28 protein-coding genes and 2 pseudogenes are annotated in these 19611 nt (G+C 39.2%); 1 reads left to right on the top strand and 29 read right to left on the bottom strand.

Going from position 1 to position 19611, the window contains the following annotated elements; genetic code table 11:
• Positions 1-97: 97 nt before the first annotated feature.
• The 11 genes from EV690_RS14095 to EV690_RS14045 form a co-directional block, all read right to left on the bottom strand.
• The gene (locus EV690_RS14095) at positions 98-586 is read right to left on the bottom strand and encodes a 2-thiouracil desulfurase family protein (protein WP_131913648.1); all 489 of its coding nucleotides are present in this window, start codon (positions 584-586) and stop codon (positions 98-100) included.
• Between the two features lie 201 nt (positions 587-787).
• On the bottom strand, positions 788-1264 hold the full coding sequence (locus tag EV690_RS14090) for a GNAT family N-acetyltransferase (RefSeq protein ID WP_131913647.1): 477 nt from the start codon (positions 1262-1264) through the stop codon (positions 788-790).
• Positions 1265-1374: 110 nt separating this feature from the next.
• Positions 1375-1815: a GNAT family N-acetyltransferase gene (locus tag EV690_RS14085; RefSeq protein ID WP_131913646.1), complete on the bottom strand. Its 441-nt coding sequence runs from the start codon at positions 1813-1815 to the stop codon at positions 1375-1377.
• Between the two features lie 106 nt (positions 1816-1921).
• Positions 1922-2386 (bottom strand): GNAT family N-acetyltransferase, encoded by a 465-nt coding sequence (locus EV690_RS14080; protein WP_131913645.1) that lies wholly within the window; start codon positions 2384-2386, stop codon positions 1922-1924.
• Between the two features lie 170 nt (positions 2387-2556).
• The gene (locus EV690_RS14075) at positions 2557-3021 is read right to left on the bottom strand and encodes a GNAT family N-acetyltransferase (protein ID WP_224054999.1); all 465 of its coding nucleotides are present in this window, start codon (positions 3019-3021) and stop codon (positions 2557-2559) included.
• A gap of 63 nt (positions 3022-3084) precedes the next feature.
• The gene (locus EV690_RS14070; RefSeq protein WP_131913771.1) at positions 3085-3450 is read right to left on the bottom strand and encodes a VOC family protein; all 366 of its coding nucleotides are present in this window, start codon (positions 3448-3450) and stop codon (positions 3085-3087) included.
• Between the two features lie 111 nt (positions 3451-3561).
• Entirely contained in the window at positions 3562-4023 is a 462-nt protein-coding gene (locus EV690_RS14065) for a RidA family protein (protein WP_131913644.1), read from the bottom strand.
• 95 nt (positions 4024-4118) lie between these two features.
• Positions 4119-4826 carry a dihydrofolate reductase family protein gene (locus EV690_RS14060; RefSeq protein ID WP_131913643.1) on the bottom strand — a complete coding sequence of 236 codons (708 nt, stop codon included), beginning with the start codon at positions 4824-4826 and terminating at the stop codon, positions 4119-4121.
• A gap of 240 nt (positions 4827-5066) precedes the next feature.
• Positions 5067-5585, bottom strand: a complete 519-nt coding sequence (locus EV690_RS14055; protein ID WP_131913642.1) for a phosphoribosyltransferase — start codon at positions 5583-5585, stop codon at positions 5067-5069.
• A gap of 116 nt (positions 5586-5701) precedes the next feature.
• Positions 5702-6337: a DUF4937 domain-containing protein gene (locus EV690_RS14050; RefSeq protein WP_131913641.1), complete on the bottom strand. Its 636-nt coding sequence runs from the start codon at positions 6335-6337 to the stop codon at positions 5702-5704.
• Between the two features lie 88 nt (positions 6338-6425).
• On the bottom strand, positions 6426-6932 hold the full coding sequence (locus tag EV690_RS14045; RefSeq protein WP_131913770.1) for a GNAT family N-acetyltransferase: 507 nt from the start codon (positions 6930-6932) through the stop codon (positions 6426-6428).
• 281 nt (positions 6933-7213) lie between these two features.
• On the opposite strand from EV690_RS14045, the gene EV690_RS14040 reads away from it, so the two are divergent.
• Entirely contained in the window at positions 7214-8119 is a 906-nt protein-coding gene (locus tag EV690_RS14040) for a beta-1,6-N-acetylglucosaminyltransferase (protein ID WP_131913640.1), read from the top strand.
• Positions 8120-8746: 627 nt separating this feature from the next.
• On the opposite strand, the gene EV690_RS14035 is transcribed toward EV690_RS14040, so the two are convergent.
• From EV690_RS14035 to EV690_RS13950, 18 genes and pseudogenes are all read right to left on the bottom strand, one after another.
• Positions 8747-9259, bottom strand: coding sequence for a GrpB family protein (locus tag EV690_RS14035; RefSeq protein WP_131913639.1), 513 nt, complete (start codon positions 9257-9259; stop codon positions 8747-8749).
• Positions 9260-9395: 136 nt separating this feature from the next.
• Positions 9396-9671 (bottom strand): putative quinol monooxygenase, encoded by a 276-nt coding sequence (locus EV690_RS14025; RefSeq protein WP_131913637.1) that lies wholly within the window; start codon positions 9669-9671, stop codon positions 9396-9398.
• A gap of 75 nt (positions 9672-9746) precedes the next feature.
• Positions 9747-10109, bottom strand: coding sequence for a VOC family protein (locus tag EV690_RS14020; RefSeq protein ID WP_131913636.1), 363 nt, complete (start codon positions 10107-10109; stop codon positions 9747-9749).
• Between the two features lie 70 nt (positions 10110-10179).
• Positions 10180-10494: a putative quinol monooxygenase gene (locus EV690_RS14015; RefSeq protein WP_131913635.1), complete on the bottom strand. Its 315-nt coding sequence runs from the start codon at positions 10492-10494 to the stop codon at positions 10180-10182.
• 71 nt (positions 10495-10565) lie between these two features.
• A complete protein-coding gene (locus EV690_RS14010) occupies positions 10566-11096 on the bottom strand; it encodes a GNAT family N-acetyltransferase (protein WP_131913634.1) in 531 nt (176 codons plus the stop codon).
• 114 nt (positions 11097-11210) lie between these two features.
• Positions 11211-12215, bottom strand: coding sequence for a S66 family peptidase (locus EV690_RS14005; protein WP_131913633.1), 1005 nt, complete (start codon positions 12213-12215; stop codon positions 11211-11213).
• A 158-nt stretch (positions 12216-12373) separates the two neighbouring features.
• Positions 12374-12889, bottom strand: a pseudogene (locus tag EV690_RS14000) (GNAT family N-acetyltransferase); the annotation flags it as partial.
• A 138-nt stretch (positions 12890-13027) separates the two neighbouring features.
• Complete coding sequence (locus EV690_RS13995; protein ID WP_131913632.1) at positions 13028-13537, bottom strand: GNAT family N-acetyltransferase; 510 nt, start codon at positions 13535-13537, stop codon at positions 13028-13030.
• Between the two features lie 85 nt (positions 13538-13622).
• A complete protein-coding gene (locus tag EV690_RS13990) occupies positions 13623-13973 on the bottom strand; it encodes a hypothetical protein (RefSeq protein WP_131913631.1) in 351 nt (116 codons plus the stop codon).
• A gap of 77 nt (positions 13974-14050) precedes the next feature.
• Positions 14051-14458, bottom strand: a complete 408-nt coding sequence (locus EV690_RS13985; RefSeq protein WP_131913630.1) for a hypothetical protein — start codon at positions 14456-14458, stop codon at positions 14051-14053.
• Between the two features lie 89 nt (positions 14459-14547).
• Positions 14548-14808 carry a hypothetical protein gene (locus EV690_RS13980; RefSeq protein WP_131913629.1) on the bottom strand — a complete coding sequence of 87 codons (261 nt, stop codon included), beginning with the start codon at positions 14806-14808 and terminating at the stop codon, positions 14548-14550.
• Positions 14809-15099: 291 nt separating this feature from the next.
• On the bottom strand, positions 15100-15474 hold the full coding sequence (locus tag EV690_RS13975; RefSeq protein WP_131913628.1) for a VOC family protein: 375 nt from the start codon (positions 15472-15474) through the stop codon (positions 15100-15102).
• Between the two features lie 91 nt (positions 15475-15565).
• Positions 15566-16261 (bottom strand): aspartate/glutamate racemase family protein, encoded by a 696-nt coding sequence (locus tag EV690_RS13970; protein WP_131913627.1) that lies wholly within the window; start codon positions 16259-16261, stop codon positions 15566-15568.
• 80 nt (positions 16262-16341) lie between these two features.
• The gene (locus EV690_RS13965) at positions 16342-16836 is read right to left on the bottom strand and encodes a GNAT family N-acetyltransferase (RefSeq protein WP_131913626.1); all 495 of its coding nucleotides are present in this window, start codon (positions 16834-16836) and stop codon (positions 16342-16344) included.
• A 118-nt stretch (positions 16837-16954) separates the two neighbouring features.
• Positions 16955-17314 carry a hypothetical protein gene (locus EV690_RS18500; RefSeq protein ID WP_224054997.1) on the bottom strand — a complete coding sequence of 120 codons (360 nt, stop codon included), beginning with the start codon at positions 17312-17314 and terminating at the stop codon, positions 16955-16957.
• A 156-nt stretch (positions 17315-17470) separates the two neighbouring features.
• Positions 17471-17518 (bottom strand): annotated as a pseudogene (locus EV690_RS18495) (hypothetical protein); the annotation flags it as partial.
• A 147-nt stretch (positions 17519-17665) separates the two neighbouring features.
• On the bottom strand, positions 17666-18715 hold the full coding sequence (locus EV690_RS13955; RefSeq protein ID WP_131913625.1) for a hypothetical protein: 1050 nt from the start codon (positions 18713-18715) through the stop codon (positions 17666-17668).
• A gap of 125 nt (positions 18716-18840) precedes the next feature.
• Complete coding sequence (locus tag EV690_RS13950) at positions 18841-19602, bottom strand: DUF2971 domain-containing protein (protein WP_131913624.1); 762 nt, start codon at positions 19600-19602, stop codon at positions 18841-18843.
• Positions 19603-19611: the final 9 nt, after the last annotated feature.

The following is a 19611-nucleotide window of genomic DNA, read 5'->3' as shown; positions in this document are numbered from 1 at the left end:
ATAAAGCTAAGCCAAATGGACAACTCGATAAATTTCAAATAAATTCATTATGTTATGCCACATTCACCGTACTGTAATTCGCCCATTGGAGCACCTTTTAGCTATTTTGTTCCAGTTCGGCTCTGAGGCGACCTATCGTATTCTGACTGAATACCTTAATACCTTCACGTTCCAACAAGGCAGCCGTTACCCCTAAGCCATCTATTTTTCTACCACTAAAAGTTCCATCGTAGATCTTTGAACTACCACACGAGGGACTACCATCTGCAAGAATTGCATACTTGATTCGTTGTGCATTGCAAAGCTTCAATGCACTATGAGCGCCAGAAAGAAATGGCTGAGTTACATCAATGCCATCATTTCCAACCACACTTGCAAAACCAAGAAGGACATCGCCGCCGTTGCCTTCGATAATTTCAGCAGGAGCTCTAGGAATCGGTAAACCCGATGACACCTCTGGACAAAAAACGACCAACTCAACTCTTGAGTGGAGCCAGTTCAAATCAGACTCTTGTACAGACAAACAACTCGCGTTATATCGAACTTTATTACCGACCAAACACGAACTGACTAAAACTTTTTCCAAATGTGGCTCCTATTTAATACGATAGATAGCTAAAACACCAAATACAGCAGTACTCAACTGGCGGCCTTAGCAAAAGCTGCCCAGTTTATTTGTCGTCTGCTGATGCGTTTTGTTAAACACATCAGAATTCTAAAGCATCTTCAGTGAAAGCCCACATTTTCATATCTGGGATCACTTTTTCTGACACAAAACAGCTTGTCACTACATACCGATATTCTTGGACAGATTAAAACCAGTAATCACAAATCCGATTTCTTGATATAACTTCAAAGCACGTTCATTTTGATAAGCGACTCTTAGCTTTATTTGATTAATACCAACCTCTTGTAGCTGCTTTTCCAAAGCAGAAATAGCTAGAGTGCCATAACCCCGGCCACGATATTCATCAGACACAAAAAAATCATATATAAACGTCGATTTATCTGTAGCATTCATTGAATGCCACAAATAACCGACATGCTTTAGCTGTCCATCAACTTGTGCATCAATACACAACAAAGAATGCTCACTTCCCTGTAAACCATTAGGAAAACTACGATGGAGCTCTTTTTTAGCCAGGTCCATTGCCAACTCTATAGAATGCCCATAATTCTGGGCTATTTCCTGACTGTAATCGTCGATAAAATACTGACAATAAGCAGGGTATTCTTCTTGCTGCATTTCCCGAAGTACAACCATTTATATTCCTTTTAATACGATGACATCCATCTGCAACATAACAACCTTGCTTACTGGCCCAAAGTTTGCGCAGCAAACAGCGCAGAGTTGGGTCTGAGGACAATAAATTGTTATAACTGCTTATAGTACGGCCTATAACCTACCTGACAAAATCCCAATCTTTTGTAAAAACCGTCAAGCCACGGCTTTTCATCTGACACATCGGCCCTAATGGCCACTACGCCCTTCGACTTAATTTCATTCTCAATATCGTCAATAAGAACCTTGGCCAGCCCTAACCCCCTAAACTCTTTGAGAATGAATATCTCATCAATCGAGGCTTCTAGCCCTTGGTATTCAAAACTGAACGAGTAGCATATGTGAATATAACCGATAACCGAATGACCTTCATAAGCGATGAAAGTTTGTATGTAATTACGATTAGAAAGAGACAATTCAATCGTTTTTTTCATTGCCTCAACGGAAAGTTTAATTGATTCTTCAATGTTAAACTGACTCATTAACTTGATAAGCAAAGGAATATCTGAACTTTTTGCTTCTAAAATCTTCATATTTGCACAACTTCTTTAGGGGAACAACACATAGCACAGTTGCAACATATATGGCGCAACATTTAGGGGGAGACAATACGAAGTCAATTGCAACGGCAACGTTTTGTTAGCTAAATTTCTCCATGACAAAGTTCTGTAGCTTTTCGCCACGCATTTCTACCGTTTGCTCTTTCACAACGATAAAGCCAAATTTTTCATAAAACGGACGCGCAGTAATACTTACTTCTGAAAAGAATCGAGATATTCCTTTCGCTTTCCCTACAACCATAATGCGTTCCATCAAACTGCGTCCAACCCCTTTACCTTGATGCTCATAGTGACAAAAGAAGTGGTCAATCAAACCGCTATTTTGAACATCGGCATATCCCACAATTTCACCATCAATTTGCGCAACGATGGGTAATATAGAATTCATTTTGCGCTGCCATATAGCAAAATCAAAATTGTCTGGAGCCCAAGCCGATACTTGAGCCTTGGAATAGTCTCGAATGTTCACATTGTGGACCGTGTGATAAAAAATATCCCACAAAGCTTGTGCGTCTGATTCTTTATAATTTCGAATTTTGATCATTCTAATATTTCCACATTCGCTAGAGAAAAAGATTTCCTGCTTTTCCTCCTTTCCCAAAATCTTCAATATGCATAATTCAGAGCTCAGTGACGCACATACTGACCCCACAACAAATTCGTAACTCCATCCCCAAAATGCAAAACGTTAAATGCATCTATTGCAACCATTGGTTAGTTGTTTTTCAAACTCTTATGATAAAATATTTTATCAACTCCTTTTACTAAATAATCTTCATAACGTCCTATTTCTCTAAAGCCTAATGATTCGTAAAATTTAGGCGCTTGGAATGTAAATGTATCAACCATGATATTTTCAATATCCCGACGTTTGGCTTCACATTCAACTTCATGCATTAATTGACTACCGATACCTTGCTTTCTTAACGCTTCTGATAACCAAAGAAACCTGATTTGAATTGATGTAACAAAAATAAAGCCAGTTAAACCACCGATAACTTTGCCTGAATTATCTCTAATAAAAAAACCATACGAAATATCTTTCACTTCAGGGGCAAATTTCTGGTTAAACTCACCCAAACTCTCATAGATACTTTCTATATCTTCTGATTTCGGTGATAACGTAAAATCAATTTTCAATTCTGTCTCCGTACTTTTTTGATGAACAACTAACGCCATAAACAGCAGCAAGCGTTAGCGAGTCCGGCGGCGATAGCCGCGACCTGATTACTTTGTTATGCATTATTCTGCGTGATGACATACTGCTTCAATATTATGACCATCGGGATCAATAACAAAAGCCCCATAATAATTTGGATGATACCGCTCCCTTATTCCTGGTGCACCATTATCTTTTCCACCAGAAGCCAAGGCAGCCTCATAAAATTGGTCTACCTGTTTTCGACTATCAGCGGTAAAGGCAACATGCATGGATGACTGGGGTAAGTGACCCTTTCCAAGCCAAAACTCTGGCTTTCCATTCTTTCCAAAACCACTAGCGTCTTCAACCTCCACTATCTTTTCAATACCCAGAGGAGCCAAAGCCTTGGAGTAAAATTCATGACTCTTTTTAAAATCTGATACTGAAAACCCAATGTGATCAATGATCATATTAATATCCTTTATGCTTTTTATATCTAACGCTCGCAGCACACGCGGCTTTGTATTGAAGGCGAAGCCGCAACGAAAAGGTCGTCGCATTGGCTGAGCTGGTTGGCTTTAAGCTATTTCCAAAATGCATTCTACTTCTACAGCCACATTATAGGGTAATGCATTAACGCCTACCGCTAACCTAGTGTGACGGCCTTTTTCGCCAAATATATCTACGAATAGATCTGACGCACCATTCATGACTTGTGATTGACCGTAAAAATCAGGGGTTGAGTTCATATACCCAGCTAATCGAACGACTCTAACCAAACGATCTAGTTGCCCTTCAAGGGCGACATCAATTTGAGAAATAAGATTCAGCGCACAAATTCTCGCTGCTTCCTGACCTTCCTCTACATTGAATTCAGCACCAAGCTTACCTACATAAAGCCTTTTACCATTCCAATGGCATAGTTGACCTGTCAAAAACAATAGATTACCGCTAAGATAATATGGAACATAACTACCACCTGGCTTGCTCGGCTGTGGCAGCTCAATATTTAATGACTTCAAATGTTCTGCAATTTTCATGTTTAAAATATCTCGATTCTATTTAAAAATTAACGTCAAGATCAGCTGCTGCACCGACTTTGTTAGTTAGCTATTTTTTTAATAATACATAATATTTAGTCAAGAACAGTATCATTAATCACATCATACTTTAAATGTAGATATGAATCATTTAGCATTTTTACATCTACCAATTGCAAAGCTTTAATATTTTTTAGTTCATCATCAACAGATAAAGATTTTCCATCTATCAAAGAAGGCGTATCTTTACCTCCAATTAAGGCAGGAGCAACAACAATTGAAATTTTATCAATCAATTTATTTCTTAAAAAAATTGAATTTAACGTGCCTCCGCTTTGAACTGTAATATTGTCAATCTCATATACATTTCTGAGTTTCTCAAATAAATCCACAAAATCTACTTCACTTTCATAAGAAATGATTTCGAGATTTTCTATATTTGTCAATTGAAACGCAGGATGGTGTTTATTTGATGTAACTAAATATAATTTTTTGAGATTATTGGTCAGATTTTTAATTCCTGATGATTCTAAATGATTGTTGTCTATGATGATGAAATTTACTGCATCAAATCCATTAAACAATTTATTGTTACTGTTGATGCCAATTTTTGCCATCACTCTACCAGAATTTAGAGAATGCAAATCAGTTTTCTGCTCTAAATCATAATACTGCGGCAAGCCTTCTTTGATGCCTTGTATTTTATATAAATCTTTATCTGCGTCTCTATGGTCAGTACTACCTGTAGAAATTTTTCCATCAACTGACATTAACATAAAGAGGGTTGTCATTGGTTTGCTCATGTCTGTCCTTTTATCATTTAATAATCTGTTCTTTTAATAATTGCTTAGTCTACCCCTGCTTTTTTGCTTACGTGGTATAAAAACCATATTTATCAGTTTCGCCAACTAACGCCCGCTCAAGTGGTGAGCAACGCGACCACCTAACCTAAATCATTGCACCGTAAACACAAAACTTAACTTAAGCGAAAAATACAACACATTGCGAATCGGTCTTTAACGCGTTGTTGTGCTGCTGGCCATCTACTTCACCAATTTAGACACATAAGGGATATTTCTTAACTTATCGCCCCACGGCAAACCGTAACCTACAAGTAAGTCATCATTATCCATTTCATATGCATAGTTTTGCGCCACTGAAATGTCCACACGATTTGGTTTCACGAACAATGTCGCGATTGAGAGTGACTTTACTACATAGTTTTCTTGAATATGAGCAACCAACCTCTTCATTGTTCCACCTGACTCAATGGCATCATCAATCATAATGACATCTTGACTATGAAGTGAAATATTCTCATGGAATACGATTGCCGATTGGTTTTGGCTATCTCCCGGCGTATGGGGACAAGAAATATAATCCATTTTGATATCAAACTTCAGCTTACGAACGAGATCAGCCGTAAACAAAATGCCACCAGGTACCACTGTGATCACCACAGCATCACTGAACTGACTATTCAGCTTATTAGCAACAATTTCAACACCTTTTTGAATCTGTTGCTCACTCAAGACCAATTCACCAATATGTGGAAATTTCATAATTATTTCCTATTTTCTGATTGCAGCATAACGTCACGGATAAGTTGCCCCAACACCACGCCACAGATAAGTCATAACAAAACTACCGAGTGTTTTTGGTCAACTTAATATGCGTGTTAAAAGATTTTTTTGGTAAACCCCCAGCTTTTGACTGCTGGAATTTGATAACCGGCTAAACTATCCACATAAGCATCAAGATTAACTTGATTCCTTGCCATTTGAAATTGATTGGTTATGTATTGACTATGGCTTTGCTGGTCTTGCCAGAAGGAAATAACCATATACCGATCAGGCTCGTCGTTAAACTTTGCTATATAGCCGCCTAACATCCCTGAGCAAGAGGACATGAAAGGATTCCAGATTGACTGCTGATCTTTGAAAAAATGTTGCTGACCATTTTGTTTGAGTTTGCAGTCAGCTATACGAATAAATCCAACTTCACTAGGATTTATATATTTATGATTTGATATTAATTGCTCAATAGTAAGGTAATGAACTGTACATTGTTGATAAGTCTGATATTGAAAGTTCTTTTCTGCAATGTCGTCATGCACTGATAACATAAACTCATTAACAGAACTTTGGTCACACCACAGAGAAAGAACTACTGCATTAGAGCTATTATGATCCCAGCCACCATACTGTGAAATAAACCCATTACATTCTGATACTGACTTCCAAGCTTCCTGAGCTTGAGAGAAAGCATTTTCTTTTCCAGGAACAGGAATACATTCTATGAACTTAATTATCATGATGATCAGCCCCTAACGCTCGCATTTGCGGCTGGTTTGGCATGGAGGCAAAGCCGCAACAGAACAGCTGTCGCTCTGCTTGGCCTTGTTACCCCTGAGCTGAGAAAGCCTCATGGTAAGTAACTTCCCCTTGTGGGAACTCACCGGAAAACGATAACGCCTGAAAATACTCAGCAGGCACACCGGGAAAAACCAGCCCATCGATAACCTTGAACCCGAAGCGACCATAATAAGCAGGATCTCCGAGTACCACGCAGCCAGATGCTCCCATTTCTTCAAGCGCAGCAAGAGCACTCTGCATTAACTTAGATCCAATACCGAGCCGTTGAAATTGAGGAAGAACAGATATTGGCCCAAGCCCAAACCAGCCAGTTGCCCCAGTTGAGAGAGTGACCGGAGAAATCGCAACATGACCAATAATTTCGCCACCAGCTTTAGCCACTTTAGAGACCGTCAACACGCCTGCACGGCGGAGGGCATCTACAATGAACTGCTCGGTATAATCAGCATGAGGAGCGCTTAAAAACGCCTTTTCTGTGACCTGATGTATTCTCGCATCATCACCGGGTTTCTCACGACTTACTTCAATATTCAAACTAAGCCTCTTAAACGGGTTAACAAAGAGCCAAGTAGCTAACAAACTTGCCACTCCACTCAATTGACCACCATATACACTACACTCAAACGAACCAAAAATGCCGAAAATTTGTTGGCCCATCTTAAGCATCTCGTTAGGTGATATATAATACTTGCGCCATTGAATTGTTGATTTTAGTCCCCATATATATAGGCGACAAGAATACGCCTTGCCATTATTCCTTACTTAAAATGAACAGGAGCGTAAAAATCAAAATTCCTGTTTTCTCAGGAGTTACCATGATCGCATACCTTATTCTTGTTCACCGATACCCAGAACAGTTTAAACGCATGTTTAAAGCAATATATCACCCTCTGAATCATTATCTCATTCATGTAGACAAATCCTCTAGCCGTGAAATCTCAGAAAGCATCAAAACATTTTTAAATGATTATCCAAATGCCTACATACTTAAACCAGAAAAAGCTAAATGGGGTGGTTATAGCCTAGTAAATATCGAACTTAGAGGAATAAAAAAGCTATTAGAAATCAATAAAGATTGGACGCACTTTATTAATCTCAGTGGTCAAGATTTCCCGTTAAAAACTCAAAATTACATCCGTAAATTTTTAGAAAAAAATCCAGATAACGAATATATTCTTGCGAAAGATCAGCTTCAAGTACGTCCTGACACCATGAATCGTGTCCTTGATATGTGCTTTGAAATTAGAAATCATATTTTTAGGCCTAATATTTCTCGTCAATTCTTAAAAGGAGTAACACCCCATATAGGAACTCAATGGATGATCGTAAGCAGAAGATTTTGCGAATTTGTATCCACAGCAAAAGAATCTAAGCGATACAAATCATATTATAAAAATTGCTTTATTGCGGATGAAGGTTTTTTCCAAACTGTTATGATGAACAATGATTGTCATGGGAATATTATTCAGGATGATTTACGTCTAATTGATTGGGTGGCTGATGGCGATATAAAGCTAAGGCCACGCACTTTTACTTCAGAGGATACAAAAGATCTTATTGCTAGTCCTAAATTATTTGCACGAAAATTTGATTCTACTGTTGATGATGTCGTCTTAAATCAAATAGAACTTCATTTAAATGAATTCTCACACATAATTAAGCAACCCCAAAAAAATCGTTTACGTACTGATACGCCGATACCCGATACAGTGGCGATGTAGTTTCACCTAACGCCTCAAACAGCGACGGCTTTAGCCATCTGACTGATTTGACTCGTTACATACTGCACCCACTCAAGTTGCTTTGCTAGATTCTCGGTAGTGGGTGATAGTACGAGTATTTTGTGTTTGGCTTTAAAATCCCAAGATGATTACTAATGCACAAAGCTTCTATAGCATGTTTAGCCAAAGGAATTAAAGCTTGATTTACGCCCCCCAAAAATAACCGGAACACCATGAATAAATAGCTGATCTAGTTCCGATTTACGATTAGGCGAAAAGATAGAATGCTCTACTGAACTACACTCTTCGGACTTCAAGAAGCGATATAACTCACTTGAATCCGGTGTGCGAAGCTCAGACTGCCCAGAAATACACCGGAAACGACCAAAAACACAGATCTTCTAGCGACCCCGTATTTTGGGAATAGATCGAAAACTTGGACAATAAACCCCAAAAGAGAAGCGACGCCGGTAATGTAGGTAAACCAAAGTGAATTCATATTTATGATACCTAACACAGAGCTAAGTGGCTAACAAACTTACCACTTCACTCAATTGACCACCATATACACTACACTCAAGCGAACCAAAAATGCCGAAAATTTGTTGGTCCATCTTAAGCGCCTTATTAGGAATTGATCACCTCTGCTATCAATTGACCTTTTAACTCTGTATACGATTTTCTGTCATTTTGGTATTGATTAGATAACCTTTCCTTCAAATTTCGATACTCTGAAGCCAAAATTGGATTTGACCGAAGCGCATCACGAAATTTTATATAATTATCTAACCGATTACTCGCTCGCAAAGAAACATGAATGTAGTGAGTACGCATTGCCTCTGAACCCTTTGCAAAAAAATAATCTCCAGGAATATCTCGTTCGCCAAAGTACTCATATATGTCACTTGGTAATGATTTTACCAACATTTCCAATTGTGCTTTTGAATCGACTTCTATGCTGATATCAATAATTGGCTTTGCGTTCAACCCTGGAACACTTGTACTACCTATATGTTCAATTCGAGAAATATATTTTCCTGCCAACGTCATTATTAACAAGGATTCTTTTTCGTACTCATTAGGCCAATCATCTGAATATTCAGAAAGTTTTACTGTGCCTCTTTTTAATCCGATACTCATTTAATAGATTCCAACGCCCAATTAAGTAGTGCGACGCGCAATACCGATGCCGCCGCATACCACCTTAACCACTAAACCCAATGCAAACCCAAAATGCCACGTGTGCCAAATCACTCTTAAATTGTTTGTGGTGCATTTACTCAAAGATTTCATAGTGACGTTCAACGTTAACTGTCACTTTACCCCAATGAGAAGCTTTAACTCTTTTCTGATGTTGTGCAAAAGACGCTTTATCCGCAAACTCTTCATAAACGTCGAAACGAAGAGAATTTTCCGAATTTTGAATGACACTAAACGTGATACACCCAGTTTCTTCGAGAGTCAGACGTTTATGGTTTACCAACTCACTTTTTACTAATTCAAGCTCCGACTCAAGAACTAAAATAAAGCCTTTCAATGTTACTTTTGACATGAATTACCTTTTGATACATGACGCCGAAGCTCAGTTGCCGCCCAAAGCCCGGTAAGGGCTGCGTACTACAATTTGTTAAATTTTTTCCATGAATTCAAGTCTATTACCAAATGGATCTCGAATATCAAAGCGTTTATAACCTTTGATTTGAGTATTTTCCATAACTTCAACATTATTGCATTGAAGCAATTCACGCATGCTTTGTTCGTCTTCAATTTCAAAAGCCACATGCGCTTTTGACTTATGTCGATTCTCTAAGTCTTCTATGCCTAAATGAAGCTGAGTTGAACCAACTTTTAACCAAAGGCCGCCATTACGCTTTAGCACTTCCGGCTTTTCCAATTCCGTTAGTCCTAGTAATTCACAATAAAAAAGGCGTGCTTGCTCTTCTGCCCCCTTTGGAATACTGATCTGTACGTGGTTTATTCCGAAGATCATTTTATGACTCCCCTAGATTTAACGACTGAATTAAGGCGCACCACAGAGCGGCGTTGGCTTGAATGAATAGTTAGGACACATTGATGGGAAGAGCTGCATATGGATGGACTGGAATGCGCATAGGCGGCTCGGCCAAAAGATTAATGATCTCGTCGCTGAGTTCGTCAGCGAGCGGGCTATTCTCATAGTTGACTTTAGCTTGGTCGGATTTAAAGACCTCAACATTCCAAAGGATGTCTGGGTCTCCGTCCTCACGAGCAATGATGAATCGTTCGGAAGCCCCAGATTTCGTCATTCCAGCGCGAACCAATTCGAAAAGCTTGTCGCCTAGACCCGGTTTTGCTCGCATTTTGATAATGTAAGCGGGTTGATCTTGAAGTGCCATAAAATCTCCCACAAGTCCTAGCGCCCACGTAAATAGGTGCGAGCTCGCGAGCGTTCTAATTGACACGTTTGTTATAAGCCTATTTTCGCATACATTGCCGTACTACTCAACTCACCTGACGGCAATCTTCGGTCATTGCACAGTATCCCCTCGAATGTATATCCACCACGCTCTGCTACAGATCGACTTTTCAAGTTATCTACCGCAGCTTTGATTTCGAGACGATTAGCCTTAAGTTCTTTGAATGCGTATGTTTCTACAGCTTTAACAGCTTCCGAAATGAAGCCATAACCAACGCTCGAACTGCGTAGCCAATAACCAATTTCAAAATACGGAATTGTTTTGTCACGAATAATAAGCCCTATTACTCCTAGAAAACGACCCGTGCTTTTCTCGATGATTGAATATCGTAACTCACCTTCAAAGTTCTCAAAATTGCTGATAGCCTGCTTTGTATTTTCGATGGATTCTGTTTCAGTCAACGCATATGGAACCCAAGGGAGATAAACACCAAGCTCATCTTGGCTCTCTCGTATCGCTTCGAGCATCAAAGGCTGATACTCCATTGACGGAGGAAGTAGCTTAAGCCTTTCTGTTTCCATAGATAACAATCTCCAATTAAGGCTTCTAACGCCGCATTAAAGTGGGAACATCGCTTGGCTATACTTGAGCGAAGCGAAAATACCAAGCGTTGTGAATCACTCTAAAATACCTTGTTATTTTGCTGATACCCACCGACTTTCAAGCCCAATAGTTTGGCTGTCAAAATCAATTGAAGCCTGGACCCCTAGTGGGGTAACCAACATGGGATGCGTATGACAACTGTCGAAACCATAAACTATAGGAACATTTTTACCATTTAACACTTCAAGCAAAACATCAAGCGGCGTACGCCCCGTCCCTTTGTCATTAAACAGTTCATGTTTGCCTAATACAATTGCACCCACCTTTTCAAACACACCACAGGCCATTAGATGGGCAAAAGAACGTTCGACAGTTTCTATACCTTTAAGAGAGTCTTCAAGCAGGAGGATGTCACCTGACTCTATCTCTGGCATATATTGGCTACCCCATATACCTGCCATAGTATTGAGATTACCACCAATTATACGGCCTCTAACTTGGCCACGACCTAAAAACTGCCATTCATTTATGTAAGTAGATTTTGGTGAGTTTTGAGTTTCCCAGTCGTGCTTCACGTCTGTCCACGACGGAGGCATTGTGTACTGATACGAATCAGACTCCGAACACAAGATTTCCAGAAAGGATTGAAGCGTTTCCTCGACTAAGGGTGGAAACTCACCAAATGATGCAACCAGTGCTGGGCCATAAAATGTAATAAGACCTGTTTGAGCATAGATACCCAATAGCAAAGCCGTTACATCAGAATAGCCAATGATAATCTTGGGATCGTTCCTGAGTGCTTCATAATCGATGTAGGGCAATAGAGAATTACTATTGCTACCACCAATTGTAGACATGATACACCGTACATTAGGGTCACGGATTAATCGGTTAAACTCTTCTGCGCGTTCTAGAATTGAACCTGAGCGATATGAATCAGAACGGCCAGTAAGATGCCCCTCGATTAGCTCAAAGCCTTGAGATTCCAGATAAGACTTTGCTCGCTTGAAACGATTTGGCGCAAAAGCCGTTGCTGGTGATGACGGTGAAAAAAAGCCAATTTTATCACCAACTTTTAAAGCTTGTGGGAATATCACTTACCCTTATTCTCCATAATTCAAATAAGCAAAAAAACGCCCGCTTCAACTGCACCAACACAGAAGTGCTTTGGTGTTAATGTTTGAGCATAGCGAGTAGCACAAAAACGCGTAGGGTTTGGTTTAAGGTCAAACAGCAAGCGTTGATTATGCCTTGTTCGAAGGACTGCCAAAACGACTGTATCCCACCACTGTCCCTTGAAAAAGCGATGCTCTCTAAAATGAGCTTCTTGGCGCATACCTAAAGACTTACAAAGCTTAATGGCTGGCAGATTCCTACTGATTGTCTCCGCATAGATACGGTGAACGCCCAATTCTGTAAAGCCAAAGTTTGCAAGAGCTAAGGCGGCTTCATGACTCAATTTATGACCTTGAGATTCCTTTGAAAACGCACACCCCATTGAAGCTTGCTGATTATCCTCTAGGCGTAGACAAACCGTCCCGATGAACTCCCTTGATGCCTTACATTCAACAGCTAATTGGTATGATTTTCGTGGCTTCTCAGAAGCCTGAGTAATGAACAAGTCTGTCAACTCTCGATATTTATTAGGATCACAATCACTTTCATCATAGAAACGCTGATATTTAGCATCCTGAGACATAGCAACAAAAGCCCTCTCATCGTTCGGAGTCATATCCCGAATGATCAAACGCTTAGTCTCTATTTTAAACATCGAAGGTTCCTTTTTCTTTGAAAGGCATAACGCCTGGTTAAGGTGTGAACGACGCTACCACACCACTCAATTTGGACGCCCTAATCATTTAACTAAACTCAAACCAAGAATGCCAAGCGTGGTGAATCACTTAAATTGTTATAAAGCGGACTCTACGTTAAACGCCTTTTCTAACCACAATGAGCTGATGTACTGCCCATGTTTCTTCGCATATTCATTGAAAACACCGACTTCTCTGAAACCAAACCGCTTATGTAATGCAACTGAGGCATCGTTTGGTAATGCAACACCCGACAATACACGGTGGACGCCATAAGCACGAATGGATGAGAACAACTGAGTATATAGTTTAGAACCTAAACCTTTTCCCTTAGCTTCTTGTGCCAGATAAACGCTCACTTCTACAGTGTCGTCAAAAGCTGCAATTGCTCTGTACTGTTGAGAACAGGCAAAACCTAGCAATACGCCGTTTTCTATAGCCACATATAGTTGATATTTGCTCGTGCTAGAGAACTGAGAAAACCATTCCTGACGATTTTCCAGCGTAAATGGCACTTCTTCAAAGCGTGCATTGGTGTGTTCAATATAAAAATTAAAGATGTCGGTGATACCAGCAATATCATCAAGTTTACCTGTTCGAATTTCCACGAAATGTCCTTTTTCTTCGAGCTTTATAACGCCCGCATAATAGGCTTGAGCTTGCGAGCGTCCTAATTGACTCGTTTATTAGCATTCAATTAAAAAGCAAACTAACCAGATCTATATATGTCTTCAGCGCAGGCAAAACTAAAAAAATGACTGTTATTGGTACAGCCCACTTTTTACTAAACCACCATTTTTTGGTGTTTTTAAAGTAATCAGGTAGAGTTTGAAGCTTGTCCCTTTCTGAAACTATAGATGGAAAAATCTGAATTGATATTTCTGTATCATATTTTACCAACTTTAGAGCCCTGAATTTGTTTATTGATGCTTCTGAATAAAATGCTAGAGTTTCGAGTTCAGAAACCATTATGCTATTATTACCTGTTTTAACAAAATAATCTGCAATATATATTAAAAGTGATTTGTCATTTTCCGTATACACTGAATTTTCCTTGAATACTAACACTGAGCGAAGCGGCGGCTCGTCAGGGACGTCCGTTTTACGCGACTTTTAAAGGTTTACTGTCCATTCCCGATACGGCCCCACGCCTCAAAATAGTCATCGACGCAGTAGGATTTGGGCTGCAGCCAATAGCTGACCCGGCCATCTTTCTCGCCCCTATGAGCAAGCCTTTTAACCTCTTCAGGGAGAAGCACGTAGGTCTGCGGCTCTTTTTCGATGTTATTAACGATGACCCAAAAATCACCCATGATCTTGTCCAGGTTATTGCCCAGAGGGACGGGGTTACGCTTAGTGAGCGTCTTTACTTGAACACCAATAAACTCGGTACCTGTGCGGTCATAAGCGATGACATCAATCCCGCGGGCATTCCTCGCGGTTGGCATCACATTCCAGCCGAGCCGAGAGAGGCGATAGCATACATAGTAGAGGCCGATATTTCCGGTGACCTGTGTTTCGAGCTTCATCTATACCCTTAATGCTAAGCACAGTTGCAAAATATATGGCACTATATTTTGTCAATTGATGCACATTGTTATGTTGTATTAGCTCAGACTCAACGTAGCCGTTGATCCACTTGAGAATGTAATTCACCGAATTCTTCAAGAGACATATTTTCAGACATGCATACTCTGTATATTCCGGGCTTGACTCTGGTAAGAATTATACCCTTCCACTTTTTATTAAAATATGTAGAAACAGTGCTGTCCTTCCATCCCGTTGCATTTGACACGTCTTGAAGTTTAATTTTATTACCTAAATTTTCGTGAAAAAATGAATATGCAGAACGGACATTTTGATAATTCTCAGTAGACATACTCTAATCCTTACACCTGACAATGGGAATACAATTTATTGAAATTATATACGGTATAGAAGTAAATGACTTTGTATGCGATGGACTTAAAAACAATATAACGCTCCGCTAAACGGCAAGCGTTAGCGAGTCCGGTGGAGGCCAGGCTTTTTGTGGCCGGAACGAATTTGAGCGATAGAACGCTGGCTCCTCTATTGAGATAGCGATAACAAGAACGAACGTCAGATAGAACTCCAAGCATCACACTCGAATGAGTTTTTGTGAGACACCCATATTAAATACCTAGCTACATCATACAAAACAATCCTTTTTATGTTCAACGTATTCAATTATAGATCCATCTGGATGTTGTATTCGCATATTCTTACCTGTTGGAACTTTTTTAGGTTTTTCTAAAATGGGTATTCCATTGTCTAAAAAATAATCATGAAAATCATCTAATGAATCAACAAGGAAAGTTGTTTTTGTTGATTTAAATTTTTCCAAATCTTTTTCTTCACCAGCTAATAACAAGATAGAAGAAATCTGAGCTAATTCTATATTCATTTCTTTGTATATAAATCTAAGAGAACAAGTTTTCTTAAAAAGATTTTCATAGAACTTGATTGATTTTTCTAATTTTGAAGGATGCAAAAATATTCTTGTAAGTATTTCTTTGATTTGCATTTATTTCTCCTCATAACGTTGCAAACAACTGGTGCGAATGGAGCGCAGCGAAATTTGCAACCGAGTTAATTTGTTTTGTTATATTGCCTGACTAGTCCTCTAATGAGAACAAAACAGCTTCTTCAGCGTGAATAGCAGTTGTATCGTAAAGCCTTACGTCAGTATGCGTCTGCTTTACTAAAAGCGCTATTTCTGTACAACCTAGGATAACGGCTTCTGCACCCTGACTTGCTAGATTTGCGATGATTCTTAAATACTGCTTTCGAGAACTCTCTTTGATTACGCCTTGGCAAAGTTCTTGGTAAATAATATCGTGGATTATTGTCTGCTCATCGCTATTCGGGACAATAACATCAATACCAAAATTATCGGATATGCGATTCTTGTAGAACTCTTGTTCCATGGTGAAACGCGTTCCTAGTAACCCAACTTTCATGACCCCATCGGCTTGCAACCTTTTTGCGGTCGCATCAGCAATATGAAGAATTGGAATATTTATGACCGCTTCTATTTGAGGAACTACTTTATGCATGGTATTTGTACAAATTAGCAAAAAATCTGCCCCAGCCAATTCGACAGATTTTGCAGCCGTAGATAATACATTGGCTGTTTCATCCCAATTCCCTTGATGCTGTAATTTCTCGATGTCGTCAAAATCTACGCTATACAAGCAGATTTTTGCTGAATGAAGACCCCCCAATTTATTTTTTACTGACTCATTGATTTCTTGATAATAGCTGGTTGTAGATTCCCAGCTCATACCACCTAACATCCCTATCGTTTTCACTTGATGCCTCTTTACTCAAATTGCAATATACCGCTTGCGTAATAGACGCGAGCTTGCGAGCGTCCTAATTGACGCGTTTGTTATGTGCGTGCTAAACGGTAGCGCCTTACAGTGCCCTCGTTTTCACTTGTGTAGTTGCCAAGATACTCACCGCCACAGTTTTCGATAACCTTTTGGGATGCTGGATTGTCAATAGAACAAGTAACAATAACTGCGTCAGTAACAACGTGGTCTCGCACCCAAGCGAGGAGAAATGAGGCAACACCTTTACCTCGAGCTGACGGTCTAGTTTCGTAACCAATATGACCAATTGCATTTTCTACGTTGGGATTAGTGCCTTTACGAACTCGAATAGAACCTAAAATTTCAGAATCCGATACGCAATAATAAGTTGTGCTCGGTAAATACCCATTTGGTAACTCAGAAGTTGCCTTCGATCGTTCAACCAAACCAGACAAATAAGCTTCAGGATTTTGTTCAACACCCGTGTATTTCGGGATACCCGAGTCCAAGCATTCTCTAGCGTAACTCACTAATATTGGAGCTAAATCTGGACTCGCTTCTACTACTTCCATGTCAATTTTCCTCAAAAGCAAATAACGTTGCAAACAGTGGCGCTTTTACCAAAGCTGCAGCCATTTAAAAACTAAAACAACAAACACCGAAGCGTTAAGCGTCCATTGATTTGCTTCGTTATACATGTGTTACGTATTGCGCCACTTCTTTTAGCATTTCTAAATTATTATTATTTTCATACATTGTAGAAAAAAGATTATACGCAGCCTGATCATGTTGCTTTAAATACTTAAAACTCTTTTTCGGTCCCAAAAACCATAGCCGCCTCATTTGAAAATAAATTTCCAGTAAATCGGTTTGCAACCAACAACGCCTATAATTTCCTTCTAAACCACCGCTCTCTATTCGAGCTATCATCTTAAATATCCATTTCACTAAGTGATCCGAATCTTCAGGCCTTAATGGATCTGGTCCTTGAGCTAAACGCTGCCGAATTTCAACCATTAACTTTGAACCAAACCCTTGATCATCTAGCAAACAATAGCCATCAGAGAAACGCAAATATTCAGCAACATCACGACTTAACTCCGAGGTAGGATAAATCCATGCATCGAGAAAAATCCCTTGAAACTCCCGGGCATCCTTCCGTTCTTTAGAATCAATTTTTTTATCTGTGAAGCAAGCTATATCAATGTCACTTGTAGCTGTAGATTCATTCCTGGCTCTTGAGCCATATAGAATTATCGTATGAGGGGCATACTTATTTTTTTAAATCCCTGACAACGGAATCAATAATATCGTCCATGTAACAAACTCCATCTCAGTGTATAACGCTCGCATTTGCGGCAAATTGAAGCGCAGCGTAGGTTTGTCCCTAGCAGCACTTTGTTAGGCATTGTTTGCCTCCGCAGCAGCAATCGTTTTGTTTCCAAACGGACTCACTTCTAAGCCCGAATTATTGATCTCGACAATTAGTTTGGCAACGGCCTTAAAAGTTGACCGTATTTGTTCACCCCTTACATCCTGACCATCCAATTTGTCTATATCAAGATCCTTAAAAGTATTTTCGATTCGAGAAATCCATTTAGAAATTTCTGGGTCATTAGACTCAAGCATCGATTCAAACTCTTTAAATCCAATAACATCAAAATCTCTTGCATCGGATTCCGACTTACGAACCATCAACTCCCCGATTCCCGCTTGCCAGTCTCGATATATCCACGCCTCACGGATAGAAAGTCGTCGGGCAGACTGTTGCATTGTTTCCTTAATCAATTCGTCTTGCAGTTTGTTACAATCAAGCTGACCACATAAATAATCTGCACATTCCTTACAAAGATCGAATAAGTCTTGCTCACCGAGCTCTGTAGCTAGAGTAACACTCTTACTTTTAAGGAAAGATTTGTGTTTTTTTTCTAAAGCAATTGACAAATCAATAGAGTTCTCGGGAGAGCATCCTAGCGACCATAATTCGACAAGGCGTGTCAGCCTTTCAGTTTCCACATGAGGACCATCGGCAAGGGCAGACTCAAATACACGCATGGATTCTGATATAGAAGCCTGTGACACGGTACCAACAGGCTTCATGTAAGATTGTTCTTTCTTAATCGCATAAATCCAGCCGATAAGAGATGCCAACCGATACAGTGTACTTTTATATTTGTAATCTTCGAAACCTGTTATTACGTCACTTCTTATTAAGAAATGAGCCCGTCCCTTAACATTAAATATTTCATTAAGCCTCCAAAACATACTTTCGGCTGCGGCCGCCAAGGGCTCCGCATATTTTTTATACACATCTTGCGTACTTTTCGATTGATCACGTTTCTCCTTTAATTTTTGAAAAACGAAATCCTTCAGAAAAATTCCGAGCAATGTCACAATTGATGCTATTAGAGCGGCTTGTATTTTTACGTTCAATGTTTGAATCCAACTCATTCTTTATGTATGCCTAACGCTAAGTTCAGTTGCAAAATAGCCGGCACTATATTTGCGAAGCAAAATTCGTGACAGTTATTTTGTCAATTGGAACGTCTTGTTATACCACTTTTCGAAAAATGATTTTAAACAAATGGTATAGACGATTTATATATTACTACATTATCGAATTTGTTTTCCTGTAGAAACTCTTTCATATCTAAAACCAACTTATCTTGGTCTTTCCCCGGACCAATAAAAACACCTTCAATACATGATTGAGGCAACACCATCTCAATATAGGGAATATCCTTTTCACCTCGTTTTCGATAGAGAATCGGAGTATTGTCAGTTTTATTTAGAGAGACAACTGCTCTATGTTCTTGTTCGGCATAAAATGCATCATGTTTTATTGATGTTGCATCGTAGACTAAAGAGCTTATAAACCAATCTTTATGGGAACCTAGATAATATTCATCATATAAAAATAGTAATGAGTCAAATTGTCTTGATAAATTAATATCTTTGTTATTTTTTGGGTAAACGCACGATTCAACGGAGTTTTGTCTAAATGAACCTTCACAGGTCAAAGCTAATGTAACCAAACTCATATTAAAAATTACTGCACAATTACCGTATGTTCTCCACATTGTTAGCTCGTCCCCAGCCAAACAAAGAGATGAGACAAATATATCCAAATCATCCAAACTATTCATAGTTTCTTTTTTTAAGGCATTTTTTTCTGTGTTAGATAGTTTCTTTGTATCAGAGATACTATCGACAAGGATTTCGATACCCTTCAAAACTTCAGAATAATCATTTAAATATTTATAATGAGTTGCCCACAACTTCCCTGTCTTTAGAATTTTTTTTACAGCATTTAAATCCGTATACTGATATATATGCATACAATCAAA

This window comes from Celerinatantimonas diazotrophica (genome assembly GCF_004339545.1).
Lineage (GTDB): Bacteria > Pseudomonadota > Gammaproteobacteria > Enterobacterales > Celerinatantimonadaceae > Celerinatantimonas > Celerinatantimonas diazotrophica.
This window is presented reverse-complemented; position numbering and strand designations above follow the sequence as displayed.

Excerpts from the sequence above, each read along its gene's own strand:
- EV690_RS14090 (WP_131913647.1), bottom strand. The coding sequence starts at position 1,264 with ATGGTTGTACTTCGGGAAATGCAGCAAGAAGAATACCCTGCTTATTGT.
- EV690_RS14085 (WP_131913646.1), bottom strand. The coding sequence starts at position 1,815 with ATGAAGATTTTAGAAGCAAAAAGTTCAGATATTCCTTTGCTTATCAAG.
- EV690_RS14080 (WP_131913645.1), bottom strand. The coding sequence starts at position 2,386 with ATGATCAAAATTCGAAATTATAAAGAATCAGACGCACAAGCTTTGTGG.
- EV690_RS14075 (WP_224054999.1), bottom strand. The coding sequence starts at position 3,021 with ATGGCGTTAGTTGTTCATCAAAAAAGTACGGAGACAGAATTGAAAATT.
- EV690_RS14065 (WP_131913644.1), bottom strand. The coding sequence starts at position 4,023 with ATGAAAATTGCAGAACATTTGAAGTCATTAAATATTGAGCTGCCACAG.
- EV690_RS14060 (WP_131913643.1), bottom strand. The coding sequence starts at position 4,826 with ATGAGCAAACCAATGACAACCCTCTTTATGTTAATGTCAGTTGATGGA.
- EV690_RS14055 (WP_131913642.1), bottom strand. The coding sequence starts at position 5,585 with ATGAAATTTCCACATATTGGTGAATTGGTCTTGAGTGAGCAACAGATT.
- EV690_RS14050 (WP_131913641.1), bottom strand. The coding sequence starts at position 6,337 with ATGATAATTAAGTTCATAGAATGTATTCCTGTTCCTGGAAAAGAAAAT.
- EV690_RS14040 (WP_131913640.1), top strand. The coding sequence starts at position 7,214 with ATGATCGCATACCTTATTCTTGTTCACCGATACCCAGAACAGTTTAAA.
- EV690_RS14035 (WP_131913639.1), bottom strand. The coding sequence starts at position 9,259 with ATGAGTATCGGATTAAAAAGAGGCACAGTAAAACTTTCTGAATATTCA.
- EV690_RS14025 (WP_131913637.1), bottom strand. The coding sequence starts at position 9,671 with ATGTCAAAAGTAACATTGAAAGGCTTTATTTTAGTTCTTGAGTCGGAG.
- EV690_RS14020 (WP_131913636.1), bottom strand. The coding sequence starts at position 10,109 with ATGATCTTCGGAATAAACCACGTACAGATCAGTATTCCAAAGGGGGCA.
- EV690_RS14015 (WP_131913635.1), bottom strand. The coding sequence starts at position 10,494 with ATGGCACTTCAAGATCAACCCGCTTACATTATCAAAATGCGAGCAAAA.
- EV690_RS14010 (WP_131913634.1), bottom strand. The coding sequence starts at position 11,096 with ATGGAAACAGAAAGGCTTAAGCTACTTCCTCCGTCAATGGAGTATCAG.
- EV690_RS13985 (WP_131913630.1), bottom strand. The coding sequence starts at position 14,458 with ATGAAGCTCGAAACACAGGTCACCGGAAATATCGGCCTCTACTATGTA.
- EV690_RS13980 (WP_131913629.1), bottom strand. The coding sequence starts at position 14,808 with ATGTCTACTGAGAATTATCAAAATGTCCGTTCTGCATATTCATTTTTT.
- EV690_RS13975 (WP_131913628.1), bottom strand. The coding sequence starts at position 15,474 with ATGCAAATCAAAGAAATACTTACAAGAATATTTTTGCATCCTTCAAAA.
- EV690_RS13965 (WP_131913626.1), bottom strand. The coding sequence starts at position 16,836 with ATGGAAGTAGTAGAAGCGAGTCCAGATTTAGCTCCAATATTAGTGAGT.
- EV690_RS13955 (WP_131913625.1), bottom strand. The coding sequence starts at position 18,715 with ATGAGTTGGATTCAAACATTGAACGTAAAAATACAAGCCGCTCTAATA.
- EV690_RS13950 (WP_131913624.1), bottom strand. The coding sequence starts at position 19,602 with ATGCATATATATCAGTATACGGATTTAAATGCTGTAAAAAAAATTCTA.